This is a genomic window from Sphingomonas phyllosphaerae (assembly GCF_029623345.1).
Lineage (GTDB): Bacteria > Pseudomonadota > Alphaproteobacteria > Sphingomonadales > Sphingomonadaceae > Sphingomonas > Sphingomonas phyllosphaerae_C.
The window spans coordinates 107,903-132,160 of the sequence record NZ_JAPYKH010000011.1 but is presented as its reverse complement, the minus strand read 5'-3'; the positions used below and the strand labels follow the sequence as shown (position 1 = coordinate 132,160).

Here is a 24,258-nt window from a genome sequence, read left to right as displayed (position 1 = left end):
CCCAACCCCCTCCCCTTCAGGGGAGGAGCTTGCGCCGGATCAGCTCACTCGTCGTCGGCGAACACCGCGTCGAACGCCGCGTCATCCGTCTCGTCCGCCTTCTTAAGGTGGCGGCGGCCGAGCAGCTCGGCGATCTGCACCGCGTTGAGCGCCGCACCCTTGCGGAGGTTGTCGCTGACGCACCACAAGGCCAGCCCGTTCTCGACGGTCGGGTCCTCGCGCACGCGGCTCACATAAGTGGCGTCGTCGCCCGCGCTCTCGATCGGGGTGACGTAGCCGCCATCCTCGCGCTTATCGACCAGCATCACGCCAGGCGCCTCGCGCAGGATGCGCTGCGCGTCTTCGGCCGACAGCTCGTTCTCGAACTCCACGTTGAGCGCTTCGGAATGGCCGACGAACACCGGCACGCGCACGCAGGTCGCGACCACCTTGATCTTGGTGCCAAGGATCTTCTTGGTCTCGACCACCATCTTCCACTCTTCCTTGGTGGAACCGTCGTCAAGGAAGCTGTCGATGTGCGGGATCACGTTGAAGGCGATCTGCTTGGTGAACTTCTTCGGCTCGGCGGGATCGCCGACGAAGATGTTGCGGCTCTGCTCGAACAGCTCGTCCATCCCGATCTTGCCCGCGCCCGAGACCGACTGATAGGTCGCCACCACCACGCGCTTGATCGTCGCAGCGTCGTGCAGCGGCTTGAGCGCCACCACCATCTGCGCGGTCGAGCAGTTCGGGTTGGCGATGATGTTCTTGGCGCGATACCCGTCGATCGCCGCCGCGTTCACCTCGGGCACGATCAGTGGCACGTCGGGGTCCATGCGATAGAGCGACGAATTATCGATCACGGTGCAGCCCGCGGCCGCGAACTTGGGCGCATACACCGCAGTCGCCTCGCTGCCGATCGCAAACAGCGCCATGTCCCAACCGGTCGGATCGAAATGCTCGATGTTCTTGACGGTGAGCATGCGGCCGGTGTCGCCGTACTCGATCTGATCGCCGACCGAGCGCGACGACGCCAGCACCGCGATCTCGTCGGCGGGAAACTCGCGCTCCGCGAGGATGTTGACCATCTCGCGCCCGACATTGCCTGTGGCCCCCGCCACCACCACCCGATAACCCATTGTCCGTCCTTCCCGGCGCGCTCCGTGCGCGCGTTCTCCTGCCGCGGCGGCCCTAATGCGCCCGCCGCGCGCGCGACAGCAAGCTTTACTTGGGTCCGCTGCCGACGTGCGCGTCGAGGAAGCGCTCGATCGTGGTCCACACATGGATGTCGCGCACCGCAGAGTGGGTCTTGCCGGGATAGAACATCAGGTCGAACGGCATGTCCGCGCCCTGCAGCGCCGCCGCCACCTTCGTGCTGTTGTCGAGGAAGACGTTGTCGTCGGCCATGCCGTGGAGCAGCAGCAGCGGCGTGGTGATGCGCTTCGGGTCGCGCACCGCCCGGGACGCGTCATAGGCGGCGGCATCGGTGCGCGGATCGCCCATGTAGCGTTCGGTATAATGCGAGTCGTAGAGGTGCCAGTCGGTCACCGGCGCGCCCGAGATCGCCGCGGCGTAGAGGCCGGGATCGGCTTCGATCATCTTGAGCGACATATAGCCGCCGTAGGACCAACCGTAGGTCGCGATCCGCTTCGGGTCGACGTAGCCGAGTGTCTTCAGATAGGTCGCACCGGCGCGCTGATCGGCGACCTCGACCGTGCCCATCGCGTGCCAAATCGCGCTCTCGAATGTGACGCCGCGGTTGGCCGAGCCGCGGTTGTCGAGCTCGAAATAGATCCACCCGCGATCGACGATGTGCTGGATCAGCGGGTTCTTCCAGTCGCGCGCGACATTCTGCGGCCCCGGCCCGCCGTAATGCTGGAAGAACACCGGGTAGCGCTTGCCCGGCTCGAGCTTGGGCGTGACCATCTGCCAATGCAGATCGGTGCCGTCCTCCGCCTTGACCGTGCCGAACGTCACCGGGCGGTGCGCGGCGAGATAGGGCGCATAAGGGTGGTCACCCTCGATCCGGTTCTCGTTGACCCAGGCCAGCCTTTTGCCCGCGGCGTCGGCGAGATAGACCTGCGGCGGCTGGTTCGGGTTGGAGCGGGTGACGAGGAAGCGCTGCGCCGCGGCATCGGCGGTGACGCTGTTCTGCCAACCGCGCTCGGTGAGCCGCTCGGGCGTGCCGCCCGCGAGCGGGACGACGTAGAGCTGCTGCTCGAGCACGTCGTCCTTGTTGGCCATGAAATAGACTTTGCCCGCAGCCTCGTCGACCGCGACCAGCCCGGTGACCACCCACGCTCCCTTGGTCAGCTGACTCCATTGGCCGCCGCGCAGCAGCCAGAGATGCCCATAGCCGTCCCGCTCGGAGCGCCACAGCAGCCCGCCGTCGCCGAGCGCACGATAGCTGTCGGTGAGGTTGATCCAGCTGCGCGGCGCGGCGGCCTCGTTGAATAATGGGGTCGCCTTCCCCGTGGCAGGGTCGACGCGGAGTACGTCGAGCCGGGTCTGCGCGCGGTTCTCGCGTTGGACGAGCAGCGCCGAGCCGTCGGGCAACCAGTCGACCCGCGCGAGATAGATGTCGGGGTCGTTGCCGAGATCGACCTTCACCTGCCCCTTGCCATCGGCGCGCATCACGTGGAGCTCCACGGCGACGTTGGGCGTGCCCGCCGCCGGATAGCGCTGCTGGTAGATCTGAGTGCCCGCGGCGCCGATCGCAGCGCGGGTGAAGACCTGCACCGGTGCCTCGTCGAACCGCTCGACCGCGACATAGCGGTCGTCCGGGCTCCACCAGTAGCCGGTTCGGCGGTCCATCTCCTCCTGCGCGACGAACTCGGCCTCGCCGAAATGGACCGTCCCGCCCCCACCTTGGGTGAGCGCGCGTGCGGCGCCGCCGGCGAGCGGCTGAAGCCACAGGTTCTGCTCGCGCACGTAGCTGACGAAGCTGCCGCGCGGCGAGACCTCGCCGTTGAGCACTCCGCCCTTCACCTCGGTGAGCCGCCGCGTCGCGCCGTCGATCCCGGCGAGATAGAGGTCGCCGTCGGCGGGGACGAGCAATTGGCGACCGTCGGGCGACCAGTCGTAGCGGATGATCCCGGTCAGCGCGCCAATCCGCGCGCGTTCGCGCTGCATCTTCTCCGCCTCGGACAATGCCGCACCGCTGCCGACGCGCGTGCTGTCCACCAGCATCCGCTCCTGCCCGTTGGCAGTGTCGCGGGCCCAGAGATCGAGGCGGAAGCGGTCGTCGGCGCGTGGGCGCAGGAAGGTGAGCAGCCGGCCGTCGGGCGAGAGCTTGAGCGAGCGCGGTTGCTGTCCGCCGAGATCGGGCGCGGCGAAGATGCGCTCGAGCGTGAGCCGCTGCGGCGCGGGTCTGGTTGCGCTCGCCTGCGCGTGCGCTGCGTCAGCCACGAGCGCTCCTGTTGCTACCGTCGCGAGCGCCAACACCGCCAACCATGAACGCATCCATTCCTCCGGGATCGCGACCCAAGGCCGGGCGCGCCGCCCTTATTGCGGCGGGAGGCGGCGAGGTAAAGCGTCACCCTTGCTGTCGTGGTGGGGGCTCTTTGCCCGGAGGACCGTCGCCGACGAGAGGAGCGCTCCCTTGGTAGAAGAGTCCCGCCCCGGCGGGAGCCGGGGTCCAGTTGGGAAGGCCCGCGCGGCAATCAGCAGCGTTCCCCACCTGGGCCCCGGCGTTCGCCGGGGGGTCAGGCAGAGGCACGGGCGCGCTCTCCACTCTGCCGTCATCCTGAGCTCGTCTCAGGATCTACCGTGCCGCGCACCCAAGTGCCGGCGATGCCAGTGGACGGGTGGATCGTGAGACAAGCTCAGGATGACGCCGCCGACGGCAAGCCGGCGAACCAGCGCCCACCAGCGAGAAAGGGGCGCGGTGGTCTCCCACCGCGCCCCTCGCGCTCCGGTCGGGACCGGGCGTCGCTTACTCGGCGGCCTGCGCCTGCGGGCGGTTGTCGCGGCGCTCGGCGATACGCGCCGACTTACCGGTGCGGCCACGCAGATAATAAAGCTTGGCACGACGCACCGCGCCCTTGCGCACCACCTCGATCGAATCGACGTTCGGCGAGTAGAGCGGGAAGACGCGCTCGACGCCCTCGCCGAAGCTGATCTTGCGGACGGTGAACGACGAGCCCATGCCCCGGTTCGCGCGCGCGATGCACACCCCCTCGAAGTTCTGGACGCGGGTGCGCTCGCCCTCGACCACCTTCACGCCGACCTTCAGCGTGTCACCGGGACGGAAGTCGGGGAGCTTCTTAGTCTCGTGAAACTTGGCGATCTGCTCGGCCTCGAGCGTCTGGATCAGGTTCATCGCGTCAATCCTTACTTCCGTGCCGCGCGCCAGAGGGCGAGCCGACCCGAGCGCCCTCGTGACGCTCCCATAGGTCCGGCCGCCGTAGCCGTGTGTCGATCTCGGCCTGTGACTGACGCCACGCCGCGATCCTCGCATGATCCCCCGATCGCAGCACCTCGGGGATCGTGCGCCCTTCCCATTCGACAGGTCGGGTATAATGCGGATATTCGAGGAGGCCGCTTTCGAAGCTCTCCTCGTCCCCGCTCGAAGCCGCGCCCATTACCCCTGGAATCAGCCGAACGCAAGCGTCCAGCAGCACCAGCGCGGCCATCTCGCCACCCGAGAGGATATAGTCGCCGATCGAGATCTGCTCGATGTCGCGCGCCTCGAACAAGCGCTCGTCGAATCCCTCGAACCGCCCGCACAGCAGCACCGCCCCCGGGCCCACGGCAAGGTCGCGAACGCGGCGCTGCGTCAGCGGTGCGCCGCGCGGGGTGAGCGCGATCAGCGGGCGGCCGTCGGCGTGCGCGTCGACCGCGCGGCCGACGATATCGGCGCGCAGCACCATCCCCGCGCCGCCGCCCGCCGGCGTGTCGTCGACGGTGCGATGGCGGTCCTCGGTGAAGTCGCGAATGTTGACCGGGTCGCAGGTCCACCGCCCCTCACGCAGCGCGCGCCCGGCGAGCGACGTGCCGAGCGGGCCAGGGAACGTTTCGGGATAGAGCGTCAGGATCGTGGCGCGAAAGGTCATCGGGTCCAGTTCTCGACGGCGAGGCCGGGGATGCCGGCGAAGTCGTGCTCGTTGTTCGTGACGAGGATGGCACTGAGCGACAGCGCGTGCGCCGCGATCAGCAGGTCGAAGCTGTGACGTCGCGGCGGGGTAGAGGCCGCGAGCGCGCCGTAGCGTTCCGCCGCGGCGCAATCGAAGTCGTGCACGCCGAGCACTCCGACGAAGATGTCGAGCCGGGCCTCGTCCGCAGCATCCACGCCGGGGCGGTTGGCGCCGAAACGCAGTTCCGCCAACGTGATGGCGGACAGGGCGAGATTTCGGCCGTTCTGCGCACGAATCCGTGCGCGCAGCTGCTCGCTCCGGGCGAGCGCGAAGTCGATGCAGACGTTGGTGTCGAGGAGGTACATACGTCAGGCGGCGGTGTCGCGGGCGGGGGTGCGCCAGTCACGCTCGTCCTGCTCGATCTCGCCGCGCCCCTCCGCCATGAAACCCGGCGAGAAGGCGCCGTAGAGATTATCCAGCACCGCCGCCGCCTGATCGTCGCGCCACACGGTGCACGAGCCGTCGCGGTGCGGCACCAGCGTCACGTCGTCGCCCTCTTCGAAGCCCATTGCCTTGGGCAGGCGTAGCGCGACCGAATTGCCGGACTTGAACACCTTGGCGCGATATTCGTTACTCATCGCCGATCTCCCGTATGCACGGGATGTATATACACGCGGGAACGACAGCAAGATGGACGACTGCCTCATCATTGGTGCCGGACCCGCCGGGCTGACCGCGGCGATCTACCTGGCGCGATATCATCTTTCGATCCGGCTACTCGACTCAGGGTCGAGCCGCGCCGCGATGATCCCCTGCACACACAACCACGCCGGCTATCCCGACGGCATCGCGGGCACCGAGCTGCTGCGGCTGATGCTTACCCAGGCAGAGAAGTACGGTGCGCGGCGCGAGCCGGCGAAGGTCACCGGGCTGGCGCAAGATGGCGACGGCTTCGTCGCCACCACCGATCACGGCACCCACCGCGCGCGCACCGTGCTGTTGGCGACGGGGGTGGTGAACCACCGCCCGCACGGCCTTCTCCCCGAGGTGCACGACCCGGCGCTGGCGCGCGGGCTGCTGCGCTACTGCCCGGTGTGCGACGGCTATGAGGTGACCGACAAGCGCGTCGCGGTGATCGGCACCGGCGATCGCGGCATGCGCGAGGCGCTGTTCCTGCGCGGCTTCACGCGCGACATTACGCTGATCGCGCCCGAGGCGGAGCATCTGCTCGACTCCGCCTGCGCCGATGCGCTCGATGACGCGGGGGTGGTACGCGTCGACGGCCCGTGCGGTGGCTATGCGATCGAGGGCGACGAGTTCGCGCTCGACACCGCGCACGGGCGGATGGCGTTCGACAGCGTCTACCCGGCGCTAGGCTCGCGCATCCGCTCGCACCTTGCGGTCGAGGCGGGCGCGCGCGCGAGCGAGGACGGATGCCTCGAGGTCGACGACCATCAGCGCACCAGCGTGCCGGGATTGTTCGCGGCAGGGGACGTGGTGAAAGGGCTCGACCAGATCAGCCACGCCATGGGCGAGGCCGGCGTCGCGGCGACGACGATCCGCAACCTGCTCGCGGAGCAGCGGCCGCTGCGGCGGTGAACGGTGTTCCTGCGAACGCAGGACAGTACGGTGGTGAGGCGGCACGTCGTTCGCTCTGGGCGCTTGCGTGCGCAGGAGCACGGTGTGCTTGGAGAGGCGCCTCCCATCTCCCGTCATCCCGAACTCGTTTCGGGATCCACCGCGCCACGTACTCAGGTGCGACGGCGCCTGCGGGACGGTGGATCCTGAAACGAGTTTAGGATGACGGCAGAAGGAAGGAAGAGGAGGAGCACGACGCCCCCTCCCCTCACTCGACGAACGCCGCCTCCACCACCAGCCGCTCGCGATCCCACTCGGGCACTGCGCTGATCGGCACCATGAAGCGCTTGCCACCGTCGCGCTCGATCTCGATGACGTCCCCCGCCCCGAAATTCTCCACCGCGACGACGCGCCCCACCGTCTCGCCCGCGGTCGAGACCGCGGCGAGACCGAGCAGGTCCGCGTGATAATATTCACCTTCGCCGAGCGGCGGCAAATCCGCGCGCGCGATAGTGAGCAAGGTGCCGCGGAGCTGTTCCGCGGCGGTGCGGTCGGTCACTTCGGCGAAGCGCGCGATCGTGCCGTCGCGCAGCTTCATCAGCGTGAGCGCACCGCCGTTGAACGTGCGGTGCGCGTCGAGCGCCTCGGCGAACACCTTGAGGCGCACCTCGCCCGCGATGCCGTGCGCCCCCGCCACGGCGGCGAGTACCACCGCGTCGGGGTCGACCGGCGCCGGATCAGGCCTGGTCGGGCGAGCCGGCGCCGCCGGCGGGGGCGTCGTCGTCCCCTTCGGCGGGCTGCTGGCTCGAGACGCCCTGGTTGGTGGCGTCCTGGGTGGTCGAGTCGTCATTGTCGTCGGGCGCGGTGCGCGGGTCGGGATCGATCGTCATCGTGCAATCCTCTCGGCTCTCGATGGAGGCGGAGGAAACGCACGAGCGGACGATCGGCTTCCCGGCCAGCTTATTCGGCGCTCGCCGCCTCGGGTTCGGCCGGCGCGGCGGCCGCTTCCTGCTGCGCCTTCAGCTTCTCGGCACGCTCCTCAGCGCGCTCCTTGGCCTTCTCGCCCGGCTCACCCTTCTTCGGGTTGCTGCGCACGGTGCGCTCCTTCACGCCAGCGGTGTCGAGGAAGCGGGCGACGCGGTCCGTCGGCTGCGCGCCCATGCCCAGCCAGTGCTTGGCGCGCTCGGCGTCGAGCACGATGCGCTTCTCGTCGTCCTTGCCGAGCAGCGGGTTGTAGTTGCCGATCTTCTCGATGAACTTGCCGTCGCGCGGGCTGCGCGCGTCGGCGACGACGATGCGGTAGTAAGGACGCTTCTTCGAGCCGCCGCGCGACAGGCGAATGCTGAGTGCCATGGTGTTCGTCTTCCTTCTGTCTGTCTGTGCCCCGGCCTGCGCCGGGATCGTCTAGGTAAATGTCGTCACGTCGGCGCCGCCGCAGCGACGCGCACCGTTACTTCTTGAACCGGAACCCGGGCGGCAGGCCGCCGGGGATGTTGCCGGGCAGACCGCCACCGGGCAGTCCGGGCAGCCCCGGACCACCGCCCGGACCACCGAGCTTGCCCATCATGTCGCCCATGTCGGCGCCACCGATGGCATTGCCCAGCCCGCCAAGACCGCCCTTGCCGAGCATCGCCATCATGCCCTTGAGCCCGCCCATCTTCTTGATCTTCTTCATGGCGGTGGACATTTCGAGGTGCATCTTGAGGAGCTTGTTGACCTCCTGCACGGTCGTCCCCGAGCCCTTGGCGATGCGGATTTTGCGCTTGGCGTTGATCAATTCGGGCTTGGCGCGTTCCTTGACCGTCATCGAGCCGATCATCGCGTCGAGATGCACCAGCATCTTGTCGCTGCCCGGCACCGAGTCCATCGCCGCCTGCGCCTTCTTCATGCCCGGCAGCATGCCCGCGAGCGCGCCCAGCCCGCCCATACGCTTCATCTGCGCGAGTTGACCGCGCAGGTCGTTCATGTCGAACTGGCCCTTGGCGAGCCGGCTCGCCATGCGCTCGGCGTCTTCCTGCTGGATCGACTCGGCGGCACGCTCGACCAGGCTGACCACATCGCCCATGCCGAGGATGCGACCCGCGACGCGCGACGCGTGGAAGGCTTCGAGCGCGTCCAGCTTCTCGCCGACGCCGGCGAACTTGATCGGCTTGCCGGTGACCGCGCGCATCGACAGCGCGGCGCCGCCGCGCGCGTCGCCGTCCATGCGGGTGAGCACCACGCCGGTGAGCGGCACCTGCTCGGAGAAGTTCTGCGCGACGTTGACCGCGTCCTGGCCGGTCAACGAGTCGACGACGAGCAGGATCTCCTGCGGCGCCGCCACCTCCGCGACCGCCTTCATCTCGTCCATCAACGCCTGGTCGACGTGGAGACGGCCCGCGGTGTCGAGCATCAGCACGTCGAAGCCCTGCAGCTTCGCCGCCTGGAGCGCGCGCCGCGCGATCTCGACCGGCTGCTGGCCCGCGACGATCGGCAACGTCGCCACCTCGACCTGCGTGCCGAGTGTGGCGAGCTGCTCCTGCGCGTTCGGGCGGTTGACGTCGAGCGACGCCATCAGCACCTTCTTGGCCGAGCGCCCGGTCATCGAGCTGCTCGACAGACGCTTGGCGATCTTGGCGGTAGTGGTCGTCTTGCCCGAGCCCTGAAGGCCGACCATCATCACCACCGCAGGTGGCGCGACGTTGAGCTGGAGCTCGGCCCCGGCAGGATCGTCGCCGCCGAGCATCCGCACGAGCGCGTCGTTGACGATCTTGACGACCTGCTGCCCCGGCGTGACCGAGCGCAGGACGTTCTGCCCGACCGCTTCCGCAGTGATCTCGTCGACAAAGGCGCGCGCGACCGGCAGCGCGACGTCGGCCTCAAGCAGCGCGACGCGCACCTCGCGCATCGCCGCGCGCACGTCCGCCTCGGTCAGCGCGCCGCGGCCACGCAACCGGTCGAAGACGCCGCCAAGACGATCGCTGAGGCTATCGAACATCGTGTATCCTTCCCATCCGCCGCCAAACACAAAAGCGCCGGCGGGCGAAACCTCGCCGGCCAGCGTGCACCACATGGGCGCCTGTCGATCGCGTTCAACGGTGGAACGTGCTGCGGCTGTTAGAGGAAGTGGGCGCAGGATGCAAGATAGGTGCGGACGATGAGCGCGGCGCCCGACGAGTGGCTTATCCGTGAGTCGTGACCGCTCTAGCCACTCACTTCTCGTCCGTGGCTCAGCCACTCTCCCTACCCGTTCAATGTCATCCCGGACTTCCGGGATCCACCTGTCCACGTGCCTCACGGCTGCTGAGGGCGCGGCGCAGTAGATTCCGGACCAAGTCCGGAACGACGGTGGGATGCGGGGAGAGCAGGTGTACCCGCCCCATCCGTCATCGCCTGCGAAGGCAGCAATCCAGACGCGCTGACGCCCGCAACAGAGCCGTGACGTCAGCGTCTCTGGATCTCCGCTTGCGCCGGGATAACACCGAGAGGGTGGCAGGAGCGGCCGGCCCCGCCTCCTCCCCTTACCCCAGCCGCGCCAGCGCCGCGGCGAAGCGCTCCGCGTCCGCCGCTTTCTCGGCGTGGTCGGCGCGCGCTTTCTCCACCGCCTCGGGCTTGGCGCGCTCGACGAAGCTGGCATTGCCGAGCCGCCCCGCCAGCGAGTCGCGCTCCTTCTCCGCGGCCGCCAGCGACTTCTGCAACCGCTGGCGCTCCGCCTCCAGGTCGATCACGCCGTCCAGCGCGATCGCGAACGTCTCCGCGCCCCACAGGATCGGCGCGCGCGCACCGCTCGCCTCGCCGGGCGTCAGCGAAACGCGCGCGAGCCGCTCGACATAGGGAGCGATCGTCGCCGGCACGCTGCCCGCCCCGGTGTGGAGCGCAATGCGCGTGCCCGGTGGAACGTTGAGCTCGGCGCGCGCGCCGCGCACCGCCTCGACCAGCTCGATCAGCCGCTCGACCTCCTGCTTCGCCGCAGGATCGAGCGCGCGCGCGTCCGCCATTGGCCAGTGCGCGACGATCAGCTCGTGCTCGCGCGGCGCCAGCGCGTGCCACAGCTCCTCGGTGATGAAGGGCATGAAGGGATGGAGCAGCACGAGGATCTGATCGAGCACCCAGCCCGCGATCGCCTTGGTCTCGCCGTCGATCTGTCCCCTCTCCGCCTCGCTCGAGACAGGCTTGATCAGCTCCAGATACCAGTCACAGAAGCGGCTCCACACGAACTGGTAGATCGCGTTGGCAGCGGCGTCGAAGCGATAGTCGGCGAGCGCGAGGTCGACCGCCTGCACCGTCGCGACCGTCTCCGCGACGATCCACTTGTTCACTGGATTAGCCGCGAGCGGCGGCTCCAGCGTGGTCGAGCCGCCGATCCCGTTGGCCTGGGCGAAGCGGCTGGCGTTCCACAGCTTGGTGGCGAAGTTGCGATAGCCCTCGACGCGCTTCTCATCCATCTTGATGTCGCGCCCCTGGCTCTCCATCGCCGCCATGAAGAAGCGCAGCGCGTCGGCGCCGTAGCGGTCGATCAGTCCCAGCGGGTCGACGGTGTTGCCCTTGGACTTGGACATCTTGGCGCCATCGGCGGCGCGCACCAGCCCGTGCAGGTAGAGCGTGCGGAACGGCACCTCGCCCATGAAGTGCATGCCCTGCATCATCATCCGCGCGTCCCAGAAGAACAGGATGTCGAAGCCCGAGACGAGCACGTCATTGGGGTAGCGGCCGCCGAGCGTGCGATCCGCCGCGTCGGGCCAGCCCATCGTCGCGAACGGCCACAGCGCGCTGGAGAACCAGGTGTCGAGCACGTCGGGGTCACGCGTCAGCGCCACCCCCGCGCCCGCCTCGGCCTGCGCCTCTTCCTCGGTCTCGGCGACATAGGCGCGGCCGTCGGCGTCAAACCATGCCGGGATCCGGTGGCCCCACCAGAGCTGGCGCGACACGCACCACGGCTGGATGTTCTCCATCCAGTTGAAGAAGGTCTTCTCCCACGACTTGGGCACCAGCCGGATCGCACCCGAGCGCACCGCCCCGATCGCGGGCTTGGCGAGCGTCGCCGCGTCGACATACCATTGGTCAGTCAGCCACGGCTCGATCACCGCGCCCGAGCGGTCGCCGAACGGCGTCTGGATCACGCGCGGCTCGGCGTCGTGCGCGACACCTTCCTTGTCGACGTGCGGGATGAGCACGCCCGCCTCCTTGAGCTGCGCCACCACCAGCCGGCGCGCATCCTGTTCGGCCTTGGCGTCGTTGCCGGGTAGGCCGAGGAGCGCCTCGGGGATCAGCCCGTCCGCGGTCTGCACCACCCGCGCTTTCGCATCGAGCATGTTGAGCATGTCGCGCGCCTCGATCCCGGCGCGGCGACCGACCTCGAAGTCGTTGAAGTCATGCCCCGGCGTGATCTTCACCGCGCCCGAGCCGAGCGCCGGATCGGCGTGCTCGTCGGCGACGATCGGGATCAGCCGTCCGGTGATCGGCAGCCGCACCTGCTTGCCCACCAGCGCGGTGTAGCGCGCATCCTCGGGGTGCACCGCCACCGCCATGTCGGCGAGCATCGTCTCGGGGCGCGTCGTCGCCACCTCGATCGCCCCCGAGCCGTCGGCGAGCGGGTAGCGCAGCCGCCAGAAGCTCCCGCGAACTTCGCGCGTCTCGACCTCCAGGTCGCTGATCGCGGTGCCGAGGCCCGGGTCCCAATTGACCAGGCGCTTGTCGCGGTAGAGCAACCCCTGCCGGTGCAGCTCGACGAACACCTTGAGCACCGCGCGCGAGAAGCCCTCGTCCATGGTGAAGCGCTCGTTCGCCCAATCCATCGAGCAGCCGAGCCGGCGCAGCTGGCGCGTGATCTCGCCGCCGCTCTCCGCCTTCCACTCCCAGACGCGCGCGACGAACTCCTCGCGCGACAGGTCGGTGCGCTTCTCGCCCTGGGCCGCCATCTGGCGCTCGACCACCATCTGCGTGGCGATGCCGGCATGGTCGGTGCCGACCACCCAGAGCGCGTCCTTGCCCCTGAGCCGGGCGTGGCGCGTCAGGATGTCCTGCAGCGTGTTGTCGAGCGCGTGGCCGATATGGAGCGAGCCGGTCACATTGGGCGGCGGGTTGACGATCGTCCAGGGTTCGGCGTTGGGGCGATCGGGGCGGAACAGGCCCTTGTCTTCCCAGTGCGTGTACCAGCGGCGCTCGATTGCGGCGGGGTCGAAGGTCTTGGCGAGCTCGGTCATGGCTCGGCGGCTATCCCGCGTCGCGCCAAAAGGAAAGGGCGCGACGCGGCCTTAAACGGCAGAAGGGCCGCCCCGGCTTCCCGGGACGGCCCTGCTGTCAGCCTCGCGGCGCGCCTGGATCAGGCGGCGACGTCGAAATCCTCGTCGGTCATCACCGGACCCGAATCCTGGCCCTTGGCGGCGACGTCGCGGTCGACGAACTCGATGATCGCCATCGGCGACGCGTCCGAGGCGCGGAGGCCGGCCTTGATGACGCGGGTGTAGCCGCCGTTGCGCGACGCGTAGCGCGGCGCGAGCACGTCGAACAGCTTCACCAGCTGCGCGTCGTCGAGCAGCCGCGCGTGGGCGAGACGACGGTTGCTGAGGCCGCCCTTCTTGCCGAGCGTGATCAGCTTCTCGATGTAGGGGCGCAGCTCCTTCGCCTTGGCGACGGTAGTGGTGATCTGCTCATGCTTGATCAGCGCGGCCGACATGTTGCGGAACAGTGCCTGGCGATGGGCCGAGGTACGCTGCAGCTTACGACCGCCAACTCTATGACGCATGGGTCTTTCCTTTCGTTCGTCAGGGGGCCGTGAGCGGGTCCCATCGAAGTCGCGCTTCGATGGGTGCCCTCAGGTACCCCGGGCCTGGTGGGGACGTTTGAGCCCACCGTTGTCACGTCACTCCTGCAGGAGCCTCTATGATATAGGAGACCGGGTGGCACCGCGGCTCAGCCGCGGCGTCGGTCGGGTGCCGGACGCGGCACCCGCCGGCCAAGGCTATTCCTTTCGCGCATAGCTCACGCTATGCGCGAGCGGATCAGCCCATGATCTCCTGCTCGAGCTTCTTGGCGACTTCCTCGATGTTCTCGGGCGGCCAGCCGGGGATCTCCATGCCCAGCCGCAGCCCCATCGACGAGAGCACTTCCTTGATCTCGTTGAGCGACTTGCGCCCGAAGTTCGGGGTCCGCAGCATCTCCGCCTCGGTCTTGCCGACGAGATCACCGATATAGATGATGTTGTCGTTCTTGAGGCAGTTGGCCGAACGAACCGAGAGCTCGAGTTCGTCGACCTTCTTGAGCAGGTAGCGGTTGATCTGAGCGGTGTCGCTCGCGACCTCGCCGCCCGACGCCGCCGGGGCCGCGACGCCGACCGGGGCCGAGCGCGTGACCGACGAATCGTCGAAGTGGACGAACAGCGCCAATTGGTCCTGCAGGATGCGGCCGGCATAGCCCACCGCGTCCTCGGGGGTGACGGTGCCGTCGGTCTCGATCGTCAGCGTCAGCTTGTCATAGTCGAGGTCCTGCCCGACGCGGGTCGGGTCGACCTTGTACGACACCTGGCGCACCGGCGAGTAGAGCGCGTCGACCGGGATGAGGCCGATCGGCGCGTCGGCCGGGCGGTTGTTGACCGCGGCGACATAACCCTTACCGACGTCGGCGGTGAGCTCCATGTTGAGCGTCGCGCCCTCGTCGAGATGGCAGATCACCAGCTCGGGGTTCATCACCTCGATGTCGCCCGACACCGCGATGTCGCCCGCCTTGACCTCGGACGGGCCCGTTGCGGAGAGCTGGAGGCGCTTCGGCCCCTCGCCCTGCATGCGGATCGCGATCTGCTTGACGTTGAGGACGATGTCGGTGACGTCCTCGCGCACGCCCGCGAGCGAACTGAACTCGTGCAGCACGTTCTCGATCTTGATCGAGGTCACCGCGGCACCCTGCAGCGAGGAGAGCAGGACGCGGCGCAGCGCGTTGCCCAGCGTCAGCCCGAAGCCACGCTCCAGCGGCTCGGCGACGAAGGTCGCCTTGCGCTTGCCGTCACCGCTCTTCTTCTCGAGCTGGTTGGGCTTCTTCAGTTCTTGCCAGTTCTTTGCGTTGACAGACAAGCTCTCGTCCCCTGGGGTTGGGCCGGCGCTGGCGGGCGCCGACCGGGTAATGGACGCAGCCGCTCGTCAGCGGCCACGCGAAGAACATCAGATCAGACGCGACGCCGCTTCGACGGACGCACGCCGTTGTGCGGGATCGAGGTCACGTCGCGGATCGACGTGATCTGGAAACCGACCGCCTGCAGCGCGCGCAGCGCCGACTCGCGGCCCGAACCCGGACCCTTGACCTCGACCTCGAGCGTGCGGACGCCGTGCTCGGCGGCCTTCTTGCCCGCGTCCTCGGCCGCGACCTGCGCCGCATAAGGGGTCGACTTGCGGCTGCCCTTGAACCCCATCATGCCCGCGGACGACCAGCTGATGGCGTTGCCCTGCGCGTCGGTGATGGTGATCATGGTGTTGTTGAAACTGGCGTTCACGTGAGCGACGCCCGCGGTGATGTTCTTGCGTTCGCGCCGGCGAATGCGCTGCGGTGCCTGAGCCATATGGTGTTCCTGACCAGTATTTCCAAGACGGAGGCCGGCGGGCTGTCAGCCTCGCGCCCGCCTCCGGCGGAGAAGAAGATGAGAACCGTCCCCCGGACGATTTTCTTACTTCTTCTTGCCCGCGATCGGCTTCGCCTTGCCCTTGCGGGTGCGCGCGTTGGTGTGCGTGCGCTGGCCGCGGACCGGCAGGCCCTTGCGGTGACGCAGGCCGCGGTAGCAGGCGAGGTCCATCAGGCGCTTGATGTTCATCGCGGTCTCGCGACGAAGATCGCCCTCGACGGTGTAGCCGGCATCGATCGCCTCGCGAATCTGCAGCACTTCCTGATCGGTCAGGTCCTGCACGCGCCGCTCCGGCGTGATGTTCAGCTTCTCGGTCAGTTCCTTGGCCTTGGCCGGACCGATGCCGTGGATGTAGGTCAGCGCGATCACCACGCGCTTGTTGGTCGGGATGTTAACACCCGCGATACGTGCCATGTGCTATGTGTCTCCTGTGCTCCACGGGAAGCGGCATGGCTGCACGCATCCCATCTCAACGCATTGCCTTCCGCGCCCCCGCCTGCCCGAGTCGCTCCCCGCCGAACGCAGGAAACGCGACGTGCGCACGAGTGCGACGCCGACGAGTGAGAGGTTGGAAGGAAGGGCGGATAAGGGCGCGGGAACGCACTGTCAAGCAAGCGGTTCCGAGTCGCGCCGCGCCAAGCGCCGCAACGCGGCCCATTTGCGGAGCGCTACGACGACCCAGGCGAGCTCGACCAGCCCGAACGGCCACGCGCCCTGGAGAAAGCCGTACGCGGAGCCCATCAGGCATCCCAAGGCGAACAGAAGCGTCCAAAACGGCGCGCGCTCCTCCATCATATAGCACAATAGCATGAAGGTGACGGCGAACAGGCCGAAGAGGGTCACGGCGTCCATGCCGCAGGTGTGGCGCATCGCGGGCGTTGGAGCCAGAGCGCTAGTGCTGGGCGCGGGCGCGAACCACGACCATGGGCCGCAAGCCACCCCTGGCCCCGGTCGTCATCCTGAGCTCGTTTCAGGATCCACGGTGCCGCTTACCCACGCGCCGCGATACCGGCGGAGCGGTGAATCCTGCAACGAGTTCAGGATGACGGCTGTCGGGAGAATGACGAACCGAGCGGGTCGCACCGCGACGGCGTCTGCCAAACACGCGAAGAGCCGGCGGAGGACAGGGAACCCTCCGCCGGCCTCGTCACCACCGGGAGAGAAGGTGACGAGTTCGTATTGTCTTCGGCGATCGGGCGGCGACCATCGCTGCCCGTGCCCGCTTCCTACCCACCGCGGCGCTGCCGCAGCGTGTCAGCCGCATGAACTTTCGGTCATGTATGTGATAATACGACCGCATAGGCCAGGCGTCGCCGCTACGGGGCAGGACGTCGTACGCACCCGCGCATCCCACCGCGCGTCGATGCGTTGATCCGGGATGGAGGAACTTCAGCGCGCCTACGCCTCGTTCGAGACGTCGCATCTGCGTGCGCAAGCGGCGGTGGAGGTCACGCCCGCGGGGCTGCTCGCGGTCGGTGCGATGGTTGCGGCGGTGCTGGCAGGCAGCGCGGCGATCGTACTCGCCGCGCGCCGTGCGCCCGCCGCCCCGCGCCTCAGCGACCGCCGAGGATCGACTCGATCGCCGCGGTGACCTGGCCGATCTCGGCCATGCCGTCGACACGGCGCACCAGCCCGCGCGACTCATAGATCGGGATGATCGGCGCGGTCTTGGCGCGATACTCTGCCATGCGAGTCCGCACCGTCTGCTCATTATCGTCGGGGCGACGCTTGAACTCGCTCGCGCCGCAGACGTCGCAGACATTCTCGACCTTGGGCCGCTTGAACGTGTCGTGATAGCCGGTCCCGCAGACCGCACAGGTGAAGCGACCAACGATCCGTTCGACGAGCGCGTCCTCATTCACCTCGAGCTCGATGACATGGTCGAGCGTCTGGCCGCGCTCGTCCAGCAGCAGGTCGAGCGCGTCGGCCTGGGCGGCGGTGCGCGGATAGCCGTCGAAGATTGCGCCGGTGCCGGTGCCCGCGTCCATCCGCTCGCCGATCAGCGCCGAGACGATCGCGTCCGAGACAAGCTCGCCCGCCTCCATCACCGCTTTGGCCTGGAGCCCCACCGGGGTTCCCGCCTTCACCGCGGCGCGCAGCATGTCGCCGGTGGAGAGCTGGACCATGCCGCGCTCCTCGACCAGCCGCTGCGCCTGGGTGCCCTTGCCCGCCCCCGGCGGCCCCAGCAGAATGATGTTCACGAGATAACGCCTCCCTGTCGCGTCGTCCCGCGCCCCGCGTTTTAGCGGCGGCGCGCGCCCTTCAGTTTCGCCTTCTTGATCAGGTCACCATATTGGTGCGCCAGCAGGTGCGACTGGATCTGCGTGACGGTGTCCATCGTCACGTTGACCACGATCAACAGGCTGGTGCCGCCGAGATAGAAGGGGATCGACAGCGCCGACACCAGATACTCGGGTACGACGCAGATGAACGTCAGATAGGCCGCGCCGATCACCGTGATCCGGGTCAGCACATAGTCGAAATAGCTCTCGGTGTTCTTGCCGGGGCGGATGCCCGGAATGAAGCCGCCGTAGCGCTTGAGGTTCTCCGCCGTCTCCTCCGGGTTGAACACCACCGCGGTGTAGAAGAAGGAGAAGAAGATGATGCCCGCGGCATAGAGCGCCATGTACACCGGCGAGCCGTGCTGGAGGTATTGGTTCAGCCCGATCAGGATGTCGCCGAAGCGGCTCTCGCCCGAGACTCGGTTGCCCGCGAACTGCGTGATCGTCAGCGGCAGCAGCAGCAGCGACGAGGCGAAGATCGGCGGGATCACGCCCGCGGTGTTGATCTTGAGCGGCAGGTGGCTGCGATCCGCCTGCATGCCGCGCTGGGTCTGGCGCTTGGGATATTGGATCAGGATGCGGCGCTGCGCGCGCTCCATGAAGCAGATCAGCAGGATCAGGCCCGCCACTACCGCGATGATCAGCACCACCGAGATCGGGTTCATCGAACCCGAGCGGCCGCCCTCGAGCAGGTTGACCAGCGTGGTCGGCAGATGCGCGACGATACCCGCCATGATGATTAGCGAGACGCCGTTTCCGATGCCGCGGCTGGTGATCTGCTCGCCCAGCCACATCAGGAACATCGTGCCGCCGATCAGCGAGATCACCGCGCCGACGCGGAACACCATGCCCGGCTCGATCACCGCGCCGCCGGCCTCGAGCCCGCGCGCGATGAAATAGCCCTGCACCGCGGTCAGCGCGACCGTGCCGTAGCGGGTGTACTGGTTGAGCTTCTTGCGCCCCGATTCGCCTTCCTTCTTGATCGCGGCGAGCTGCGGGCTCAGCGAGGTGGCGAGCTGCACCACGATCGAGGCGGTGATGTACGGCATCACCCCCAGCGCGATCAGCGACGCGCGCGACAGCGACCCGCCCGAGAAGGTGTTGAAGAAATCGAGCACGCCGCCCTTCATCCGCTCGGCGAGCACGCCAAGCTGGGTCGGGTCGATTCCGGGGAGCGGCACGTAGCTCAGCAGTCGGAAGACGATCAGCGCACCGATCGTAAACCAAAGCCTTTTCTTGAGGTCGGTCGCCTGCGCGAATTTCGCGAGGCTGATGCTCTGCGCCATCTGGTCGGCTGCGGATGCCATCGTATCGGTGTATCCTGGAAACGAAGAACGGCGGGATGCGTTTGGACCGCCCCGCCGCTCATATAGGCGCATCAGGCGCCTTGTCTAACCCGGTCTGACCGGATCAGGCGCGGCGCGAGCATCATGCATCGCCCCCCGTCCGTCATCCCGGCCTGATCCGGGATCGATCTCGCCACGAGCGACAACTGACGTTGCAGGCGCGTCGGCATGGATCCCCGGGCACGCCCGGGATGACGGACAGGGTCAGCGGAGCGGCTTACGCCTGCGTCTGCGCCTGCTTGCGCGCGGTCTGCGCGGTGCGGTGCTTCGCCTTGTGCTTGTCGGCCGCCGCAACGACCTCCGGCACTGTCACCGAGCCGCCGAGCTTCTCGACCGCCTCGCGCGCCGACGCCGACACGCCCGCAACGGTGAAGTTGAGCTTGGTGGTCAGCTCGCCCTTGCCGAGCAGCCGCACGCCGTCCTTGCCGCCGCGCGCCAAGCCGGCGGCCTTGAGCGCCGCATGGTCGAGATCCGTGCCGGTCAGCTTGCCCGACTCGATCGCCTTCTGGATCTCGCCCAGGTTCACCGTGGCATAATCCTTGGCGAAGATGTTGTTGAAGCCACGCTTCGGCAGCCGCATGTGGAGCGGCATCTGGCCGCCCTCAAAGCCGGCGATGCTGACGCCCTCGCGGCTCTTCTGACCCTTGACGCCACGGCCGCCGGTCTTGCCCTTGCCCGAGCCGATGCCACGGCCAACGCGGATCTTGCGGTGGCGGGCGCCCTGGTTGTCGCTGAGTTCGTTGAGCTTCATGATATGCACTCGCTTTCGCTTCTGTCGCGCTGAAAAACAGGAAGGGGGCCGGTTAGCCCCCTTCCCTTGTCTTGTCACTAGTCAGGCGGGGAAGGCTCAGCCCTCCACCACCTCGACCATGTGCTGCACCTTGCGGATCATGCCGCGCACCTCGGGGCTGTCCTGCAGCTCCGCGACGCGGTGCATCTTGTTGAGGCCCAGGCCGACGAGCGTCGCGCGCTGGTCCTTGGTCCGCCGGATCGGCGAACCGGTCTGCTTCACCTTGATGGTCGCCATGTCGCTCACTCCACCACTGCCGCGGCATCCGCCTCGGCGGTCGCCGCGTCCGCGCCGTGCGCGCGGCCGAGCAGGTCGGCGATCTTCTTGCCGCGACGCTGCGCCACCGCCTTCGGCGAGGTCTGCGTACCCAGCGCCTCGAAGGTCGCCCGAATCATGTTGTACGGGTTCGAGGTGCCGACCGACTTGGTCACCACGTCGGCGACGCCGAGGCTCTCGAACACCGCGCGCATCGGTCCGCCGGCGATGATGCCGGTGCCCTGCGGCGCCGAGCGCAGCGTCACCCGACCCGCGCCGAAGTGACCGTTGCCGTCATGGTGCAGCGTGCGGCCTTCCTTGAGCGGCACGCGGACCATCTTCTTCTTGGCCGCGGCGGTCGCCTTGGAGATCGCCTCGGGGACCTCGCGCGCCTTGCCGTGACCGAAGCCGACGCGGCCCTTGCCGTCGCCCACCACGACCAGCGCCGCGAAGCCGAAGCGCTTACCACCCTTCACCGTCTTCGAGACGCGGTTGATGTGGACGAGCTTCTCGATCAGCTCCTCGCCGCCGTCGTCGTTGTTGCGCCGATCGTCGCGACGGCCACGGTTGCCGTCACGGCCACGGTTGCCGCCACGATCGTTGCCGCCGCGGCCACCGCCGCCGCCACGGCCGCCGCGCGCGCCGCGCGGGGGACCGTTGTCGTGCGACGCCGCCGGAGCCGCTGCCGCGGGCGCCTCGCCCTCGGGCGCCGGGGTCTGCTGGTTCTCGTCAGCCATGTCTTAGAACTCCAGTCCGGCTTCGCGCGCGGCCTCGGCCAGCGCCTTCACCCGGCCGTGAAAGAGGAAGCCACCGCGGTCGAACACGACCTGCGTGACACCGGCGGCCTTGGCCGCCTCGGCGACGCGCTTGCCCACCTCGGTCGCAGCCGCCACGGTAGCGGTCTTGCCCTCGTGTCCAGCCAGCGTCGAGGCCGCGGCCACGGTGTGGCCGTTGGCGTCGTCGATGACCTGGGCGTAGATGTGCTTGCCCGAGCGATGTACCGACAGGCGCGGACGCGTGCCGGCACGGGCGCGCAGCGCGGTGCGGTTGCGGCGGCGCCGCTTGTCAAAAAGCGAAAGACCCTTGGTCACTTCTTCTTCCCTTCCTTACGGAAGATATACTCACCGTCGTACTTGATGCCCTTGCCCTTGTACGGCTCGGGCTTACGCCAGCGGCGGATCTCGGCGGCCAGCTGGCCGACGCGCTGCTTGTCCGCACCGCTGATCTCGACGGTGGTCGCGTCCGGCGTCTTCACCTCGATGCCCTCGGGCACCTCGATGTTGACGTCGTGGCTGTAGCCGAGCTGCAGGCGCAGGTTGCGCCCCTGCGCCGCGGCGCGGTAGCCGACGCCGGTGATCAGCAGCTTCTTGGTGAAGCCCTCGGTCACGCCGGTGACGAGGTTCTGCACCAGCGTCCGCTGCATGCCCCAAAAGGCGCGCGCGCGCTTGGTGTCGTTGGCCGGCTGCACGCCGATCGAGTCACCCTGCACGTCGTAGCTGATCAGGTCGGACAGCGGCATCGTCAGGGTACCCTTGGGGCCCTTGACCGACAGCTCGTTGCCGCTGCGGGTGGCGGTGACGCCCGACGGGATCGGGACCGCCTTCTTGCCGATGCGGCTCATCAGAACACCTCCGCGAGCACTTCGCCGCCAACGTTCTGCTCACGCGCCTCGGCGTCCGACAGAACGCCCTTCGGCGTCGACACGATGGTGATGCCCAGGCCGTTCATCACGCGCGGCAGCTCGGTGGCGCCGGAGTAGATGCGACGGCCCGGCTTCGAGACGCGCGCGACGTGCTTGATCGCGGGCTGGCCCTCGAAATACTTGAGCTCGATGCGGACGCCCTTCGTGAAGGTGCCCTTGCCGAGCGCGAGCTCTTCCTCGGAATAGCCGCGGATATAGCCTTCGCGCTGGAGCACGTCGAGCACGCGGACGCGCAGCTTCGACGCGGGCGACAGCACGCTGTCCTTGCGCGCGCGCTGGCCGTTGCGGATGCGGGTGAGCAGGTCACCCAGGGGATCGGTCACTGCCATCGTACGTCCTTACCAGCTCGACTTGGTGAGACCCGGGATCAGGCCCTTGTTGGCCAGATCGCGCAGCATCACACGGGCAAGCCCGAACTTGCGGTAGTAAGCACGCGGACGACCGGTCAGCGCGCAGCGGTTGCGAATCCGCGTCGGATTGGCGTTGCGGGGCAGCTCGGCCATCTTCAGCCGCGCGATGAGACGCTCGGTCTCGTCGAGCGACTGGTCGTTCGCGGTTGCCTTCAGCTTCGCCAGCTTGGGCGCATATTGCGCCACCAGCTTCTTGCGACGCTCGTTCTTGTTCACGGAACTCAGTTTCGCCATGGACTTAAGCTCTCTTTATCAGACCAGCGAGACGGTCATGCCGCCTTCTTCGCGTCGGTCGTTTCGTCCTCGATCGGGAACGGGAAGCCGAACAGACGGAGCAGCTCGCGCGCCTCGTCGTCGGTCTTCGCGGTCGTGGTCACGATCACGTCCATGCCGCGCACCTTGTCGATGCGGTCATAGTTGATCTCCGGGAACACGATCTGCTCCTTGATGCCGCAGGCGTAATTGCCGCGACCGTCGAAGCTCTTCGGGTTCAGCCCGCGGAAGTCGCGGACACGGGGGAGCGCGATGGTGATGAAGCGGTCGAGGAACTCGTACATGCGCTCGCGGCGAAGGGTGACCTTCACGCCGATCGGCATGCCCTCGCGCAGCTTGAACTGTGCGATCGACTTCTTCGCCTTGGTGACGACCGGCTTCTGACCGGCGATGAGCTCCATCTCCGACGCAGCCTGGTCGACGCGCTTCTTGTCCTGGGTCGCCTCGCCGACGCCCATGTTGAGCACGATCTTGTCGATCCGCGGGATCTCGTTGACGTTCTTGTAACCGAACTTCTCGGTCATCGCCGCAACGATGCGATCCTCGTAGATCGCCTTCATACGGGGCTTGTAGGCATCAGCCATCGATCTTCTCCCCCGTCTTAACGGCGACGCGGACCTTCTTGCCATCCTGCGTCTCGAAGCGGACGCGGGTCGGCTTGCCGTCGGCCGTGACGTGCGCCACCTTCGACACGTGCATCGGGGCCTCGATCTTCTCGAGACCGCCCTGCGGGTTCGCCTGCGTCGGCTTGCGGTGGCGCGTCGCGACATTGACGCCGCCGACGATCACCTTGCTATCCTTCGGCATCGACTGGGTGACCGTGCCGGTCTTGCCCTTGTCCTTGCCGGACAGGACGATGACCTGATCGCCCTTCCTGATCTTCGCGGCGGCCATTACAGCACCTCCGGCGCGAGGCTGATGATCTTCATGTGCTTCTTGCCGCGCAGCTCGCGCACGACCGGGCCGAAGATACGGGTGCCGATCGGCTCCTCGTTCTTGTTGACCAGCACCGCGGCGTTGCCGTCGAACCGGATCACCGAGCCGTCGGCGCGGCGGATATCCTTGGCGGTACGCACGATCACCGCGCGGTGAACGTCGCCCTTCTTCACGCGGCCACGCGGCTGCGCTTCCTTGACGCTCACGACGATGATGTCGCCCACGCCAGCGGTGCGGCGCTTGGACCCGCCGAGCACCTTGATGCACTGCACCCGCTTCGCGCCGCTGTTGTCAGCGACGTCGAGATTGGATTGCATCTGGATCATTGATCCGCTTCCTTCTCGCCTTGGGGTGGATTCCGACCCAGCCCCGCCTAAAAAAACGACCCCCGGCAGGCGCGCGCGCCAACCGAGGGGAGCGGCCGGTTAGCCGCTCCGCGGGCGAAAGGCAAGTGCCCCGCGCCCTACGTCATCCCACCGCGCTCGGCTGGTCTCCGCGACACGACGGTCGCGGACCCTTCCCGAAACGCGCGCGGGCGCGTTCAGCGACGCTTACGCGTCGACGTCAACCCGATCGGGCGCGACATGCGTGTTCACGCGGTCGACGACCTTCCAGGTCTTCAGCTTGGAGATCGGCGCGGTCTCTTCGATGCGCACGGTCTCACCCTGCTTATACTCGTTCGCCTCGTCATGGGCGTGATACTTCTTCGAGCGGCGGATGATCTTGCCGTAGAGCGGGTGCTTCACCTTGCGCTCCACGTTGACGATCACCGTCTTCTCGCCCTTGTCGGAGACGATCACTCCGGTCAGCACGCGCTTCGGCATGTGCGTCGTCCTCTTACTTGGCCGCAGCCGCAGCGGTGCGCTGCGCCTGCAGGGTCTTGATGCGGGCGATGTCCTTGCGGACCTCGCGCACGCGGCTCGGCTTCTCCAGCTGGCTGGTCGCCGCCTGGAAGCGGAGGTTGAACTGCTCGCGCTTCAGGTTGCCCAGGCTCTCGGCGAGCTGGTCGTCGCTCTGGCCGGTGAAGTCAGTGGTATTTGCCATC

Annotated in this window: 32 protein-coding genes; 2 read left to right on the top strand and 30 right to left on the bottom strand. The window is 67.8% G+C overall.

Going from position 1 to position 24,258, the window contains the following annotated elements; all coding sequences use genetic code 11:
- Positions 1-44: 44 nt before the first annotated feature.
- The 6 genes from QBJ89_RS12450 to QBJ89_RS12425 form a co-directional block, all read right to left on the bottom strand.
- Positions 45-1,118, bottom strand: coding sequence for an aspartate-semialdehyde dehydrogenase (locus QBJ89_RS12450; RefSeq protein ID WP_277980801.1), 1,074 nt, complete (start codon positions 1,116-1,118; stop codon positions 45-47).
- An 85-nt stretch (positions 1,119-1,203) separates the two neighbouring features.
- On the bottom strand, positions 1,204-3,441 hold the full coding sequence (locus QBJ89_RS12445) for a S9 family peptidase (protein ID WP_277980800.1): 2,238 nt from the start codon (positions 3,439-3,441) through the stop codon (positions 1,204-1,206).
- Between the two features lie 472 nt (positions 3,442-3,913).
- Entirely contained in the window at positions 3,914-4,300 is a 387-nt protein-coding gene (rplS, locus tag QBJ89_RS12440) for a 50S ribosomal protein L19 (protein ID WP_277980799.1), read from the bottom strand.
- Between the two features lie 4 nt (positions 4,301-4,304).
- Positions 4,305-5,033, bottom strand: a complete 729-nt coding sequence (trmD, locus tag QBJ89_RS12435; RefSeq protein ID WP_277980798.1) for a tRNA (guanosine(37)-N1)-methyltransferase TrmD — start codon at positions 5,031-5,033, stop codon at positions 4,305-4,307.
- Positions 5,030-5,419, bottom strand: a complete 390-nt coding sequence (locus QBJ89_RS12430) for a type II toxin-antitoxin system VapC family toxin (protein ID WP_277980797.1) — start codon at positions 5,417-5,419, stop codon at positions 5,030-5,032. Before QBJ89_RS12430 ends, trmD begins: the two co-directional genes overlap by 4 nt.
- 3 nt (positions 5,420-5,422) lie before the next feature.
- Positions 5,423-5,692 (bottom strand): antitoxin, encoded by a 270-nt coding sequence (locus tag QBJ89_RS12425; RefSeq protein WP_277980796.1) that lies wholly within the window; start codon positions 5,690-5,692, stop codon positions 5,423-5,425.
- 52 nt (positions 5,693-5,744) lie between these two features.
- Between QBJ89_RS12425 and QBJ89_RS12420 the strand changes: the two genes are divergently transcribed.
- Positions 5,745-6,653: an NAD(P)/FAD-dependent oxidoreductase gene (locus QBJ89_RS12420; protein ID WP_277980795.1), complete on the top strand. Its 909-nt coding sequence runs from the start codon at positions 5,745-5,747 to the stop codon at positions 6,651-6,653.
- A 247-nt stretch (positions 6,654-6,900) separates the two neighbouring features.
- On the opposite strand, the gene rimM is transcribed toward QBJ89_RS12420, so the two are convergent.
- The 10 genes from rimM to QBJ89_RS12370 all read right to left on the bottom strand — a co-directional run bounded on the left by rimM (position 6,901) and on the right by QBJ89_RS12370 (position 16,071).
- A complete protein-coding gene (gene rimM, locus QBJ89_RS12415) occupies positions 6,901-7,344 on the bottom strand; it encodes a ribosome maturation factor RimM (protein WP_277980794.1) in 444 nt (147 codons plus the stop codon).
- 25 nt (positions 7,345-7,369) lie between these two features.
- Complete coding sequence (locus tag QBJ89_RS12410; RefSeq protein ID WP_277980793.1) at positions 7,370-7,522, bottom strand: hypothetical protein; 153 nt, start codon at positions 7,520-7,522, stop codon at positions 7,370-7,372.
- A gap of 70 nt (positions 7,523-7,592) precedes the next feature.
- The gene (gene rpsP, locus QBJ89_RS12405; RefSeq protein ID WP_277980792.1) at positions 7,593-7,985 is read right to left on the bottom strand and encodes a 30S ribosomal protein S16; all 393 of its coding nucleotides are present in this window, start codon (positions 7,983-7,985) and stop codon (positions 7,593-7,595) included.
- 97 nt (positions 7,986-8,082) lie between these two features.
- A complete protein-coding gene (ffh, locus tag QBJ89_RS12400; protein ID WP_277980791.1) occupies positions 8,083-9,609 on the bottom strand; it encodes a signal recognition particle protein in 1,527 nt (508 codons plus the stop codon).
- Between the two features lie 523 nt (positions 9,610-10,132).
- A complete protein-coding gene (locus QBJ89_RS12395; RefSeq protein ID WP_277980790.1) occupies positions 10,133-12,814 on the bottom strand; it encodes a valine--tRNA ligase in 2,682 nt (893 codons plus the stop codon).
- Positions 12,815-12,933: 119 nt separating this feature from the next.
- Positions 12,934-13,356 carry a 50S ribosomal protein L17 gene (gene rplQ, locus QBJ89_RS12390; RefSeq protein ID WP_277980789.1) on the bottom strand — a complete coding sequence of 141 codons (423 nt, stop codon included), beginning with the start codon at positions 13,354-13,356 and terminating at the stop codon, positions 12,934-12,936.
- Positions 13,357-13,612: 256 nt separating this feature from the next.
- Positions 13,613-14,677: a DNA-directed RNA polymerase subunit alpha gene (locus QBJ89_RS12385; protein ID WP_183921102.1), complete on the bottom strand. Its 1,065-nt coding sequence runs from the start codon at positions 14,675-14,677 to the stop codon at positions 13,613-13,615.
- A 92-nt stretch (positions 14,678-14,769) separates the two neighbouring features.
- Positions 14,770-15,159 carry a 30S ribosomal protein S11 gene (rpsK, locus tag QBJ89_RS12380; RefSeq protein ID WP_019516037.1) on the bottom strand — a complete coding sequence of 130 codons (390 nt, stop codon included), beginning with the start codon at positions 15,157-15,159 and terminating at the stop codon, positions 14,770-14,772.
- Positions 15,160-15,264: 105 nt separating this feature from the next.
- Positions 15,265-15,633: a 30S ribosomal protein S13 gene (gene rpsM / locus QBJ89_RS12375; RefSeq protein ID WP_132909157.1), complete on the bottom strand. Its 369-nt coding sequence runs from the start codon at positions 15,631-15,633 to the stop codon at positions 15,265-15,267.
- Between the two features lie 192 nt (positions 15,634-15,825).
- The gene (locus QBJ89_RS12370) at positions 15,826-16,071 is read right to left on the bottom strand and encodes a hypothetical protein (RefSeq protein ID WP_277980788.1); all 246 of its coding nucleotides are present in this window, start codon (positions 16,069-16,071) and stop codon (positions 15,826-15,828) included.
- A gap of 526 nt (positions 16,072-16,597) precedes the next feature.
- Here QBJ89_RS12370 and QBJ89_RS12365 point away from each other — a divergent pair.
- Positions 16,598-16,810, top strand: coding sequence for a hypothetical protein (locus tag QBJ89_RS12365; RefSeq protein ID WP_277980787.1), 213 nt, complete (start codon positions 16,598-16,600; stop codon positions 16,808-16,810).
- On the opposite strand, the gene QBJ89_RS12360 is transcribed toward QBJ89_RS12365, so the two are convergent.
- The 14 genes from QBJ89_RS12360 to rpmC all read right to left on the bottom strand — a co-directional run bounded on the left by QBJ89_RS12360 (position 16,773) and on the right by rpmC (position 24,257).
- Positions 16,773-17,420, bottom strand: coding sequence for an adenylate kinase (locus QBJ89_RS12360; protein ID WP_277980786.1), 648 nt, complete (start codon positions 17,418-17,420; stop codon positions 16,773-16,775). The two genes, QBJ89_RS12365 and QBJ89_RS12360, sit on opposite strands and share 38 nt — an antisense overlap.
- A gap of 41 nt (positions 17,421-17,461) precedes the next feature.
- Positions 17,462-18,808, bottom strand: a complete 1,347-nt coding sequence (gene secY, locus QBJ89_RS12355) for a preprotein translocase subunit SecY (RefSeq protein ID WP_183921106.1) — start codon at positions 18,806-18,808, stop codon at positions 17,462-17,464.
- A 256-nt stretch (positions 18,809-19,064) separates the two neighbouring features.
- A complete protein-coding gene (rplO, locus tag QBJ89_RS12350) occupies positions 19,065-19,598 on the bottom strand; it encodes a 50S ribosomal protein L15 (RefSeq protein ID WP_277980785.1) in 534 nt (177 codons plus the stop codon).
- Between the two features lie 96 nt (positions 19,599-19,694).
- Entirely contained in the window at positions 19,695-19,874 is a 180-nt protein-coding gene (rpmD, locus tag QBJ89_RS12345) for a 50S ribosomal protein L30 (protein ID WP_132909151.1), read from the bottom strand.
- 5 nt (positions 19,875-19,879) lie between these two features.
- Complete coding sequence (gene rpsE, locus QBJ89_RS12340; protein ID WP_277980784.1) at positions 19,880-20,629, bottom strand: 30S ribosomal protein S5; 750 nt, start codon at positions 20,627-20,629, stop codon at positions 19,880-19,882.
- Between the two features lie 3 nt (positions 20,630-20,632).
- Positions 20,633-20,983: a 50S ribosomal protein L18 gene (gene rplR, locus QBJ89_RS12335; RefSeq protein WP_277980783.1), complete on the bottom strand. Its 351-nt coding sequence runs from the start codon at positions 20,981-20,983 to the stop codon at positions 20,633-20,635.
- Positions 20,980-21,513 carry a 50S ribosomal protein L6 gene (gene rplF / locus QBJ89_RS12330; RefSeq protein WP_277980782.1) on the bottom strand — a complete coding sequence of 178 codons (534 nt, stop codon included), beginning with the start codon at positions 21,511-21,513 and terminating at the stop codon, positions 20,980-20,982. Before rplF ends, rplR begins: the two co-directional genes overlap by 4 nt.
- The gene (gene rpsH, locus QBJ89_RS12325; protein WP_277980781.1) at positions 21,513-21,923 is read right to left on the bottom strand and encodes a 30S ribosomal protein S8; all 411 of its coding nucleotides are present in this window, start codon (positions 21,921-21,923) and stop codon (positions 21,513-21,515) included. Before rpsH ends, rplF begins: the two co-directional genes overlap by 1 nt.
- Positions 21,924-21,932: 9 nt before the next feature.
- Entirely contained in the window at positions 21,933-22,238 is a 306-nt protein-coding gene (gene rpsN, locus QBJ89_RS12320) for a 30S ribosomal protein S14 (RefSeq protein WP_183921109.1), read from the bottom strand.
- Between the two features lie 35 nt (positions 22,239-22,273).
- A complete protein-coding gene (gene rplE, locus QBJ89_RS12315; protein ID WP_183921110.1) occupies positions 22,274-22,861 on the bottom strand; it encodes a 50S ribosomal protein L5 in 588 nt (195 codons plus the stop codon).
- On the bottom strand, positions 22,854-23,171 hold the full coding sequence (gene rplX / locus QBJ89_RS12310) for a 50S ribosomal protein L24 (protein ID WP_277980780.1): 318 nt from the start codon (positions 23,169-23,171) through the stop codon (positions 22,854-22,856). The genes rplE and rplX overlap by 8 nt, the downstream gene beginning before the upstream one ends.
- The gene (rplN, locus tag QBJ89_RS12305; RefSeq protein ID WP_022687056.1) at positions 23,171-23,539 is read right to left on the bottom strand and encodes a 50S ribosomal protein L14; all 369 of its coding nucleotides are present in this window, start codon (positions 23,537-23,539) and stop codon (positions 23,171-23,173) included. The genes rplX and rplN overlap by 1 nt, the downstream gene beginning before the upstream one ends.
- 225 nt (positions 23,540-23,764) lie before the next feature.
- Positions 23,765-24,037 carry a 30S ribosomal protein S17 gene (gene rpsQ / locus QBJ89_RS12300; protein ID WP_277980779.1) on the bottom strand — a complete coding sequence of 91 codons (273 nt, stop codon included), beginning with the start codon at positions 24,035-24,037 and terminating at the stop codon, positions 23,765-23,767.
- Positions 24,038-24,050: 13 nt separating this feature from the next.
- The gene (gene rpmC, locus QBJ89_RS12295; RefSeq protein ID WP_183942615.1) at positions 24,051-24,257 is read right to left on the bottom strand and encodes a 50S ribosomal protein L29; all 207 of its coding nucleotides are present in this window, start codon (positions 24,255-24,257) and stop codon (positions 24,051-24,053) included.
- Between the last annotated feature and the right edge of the window lies 1 nt (position 24,258).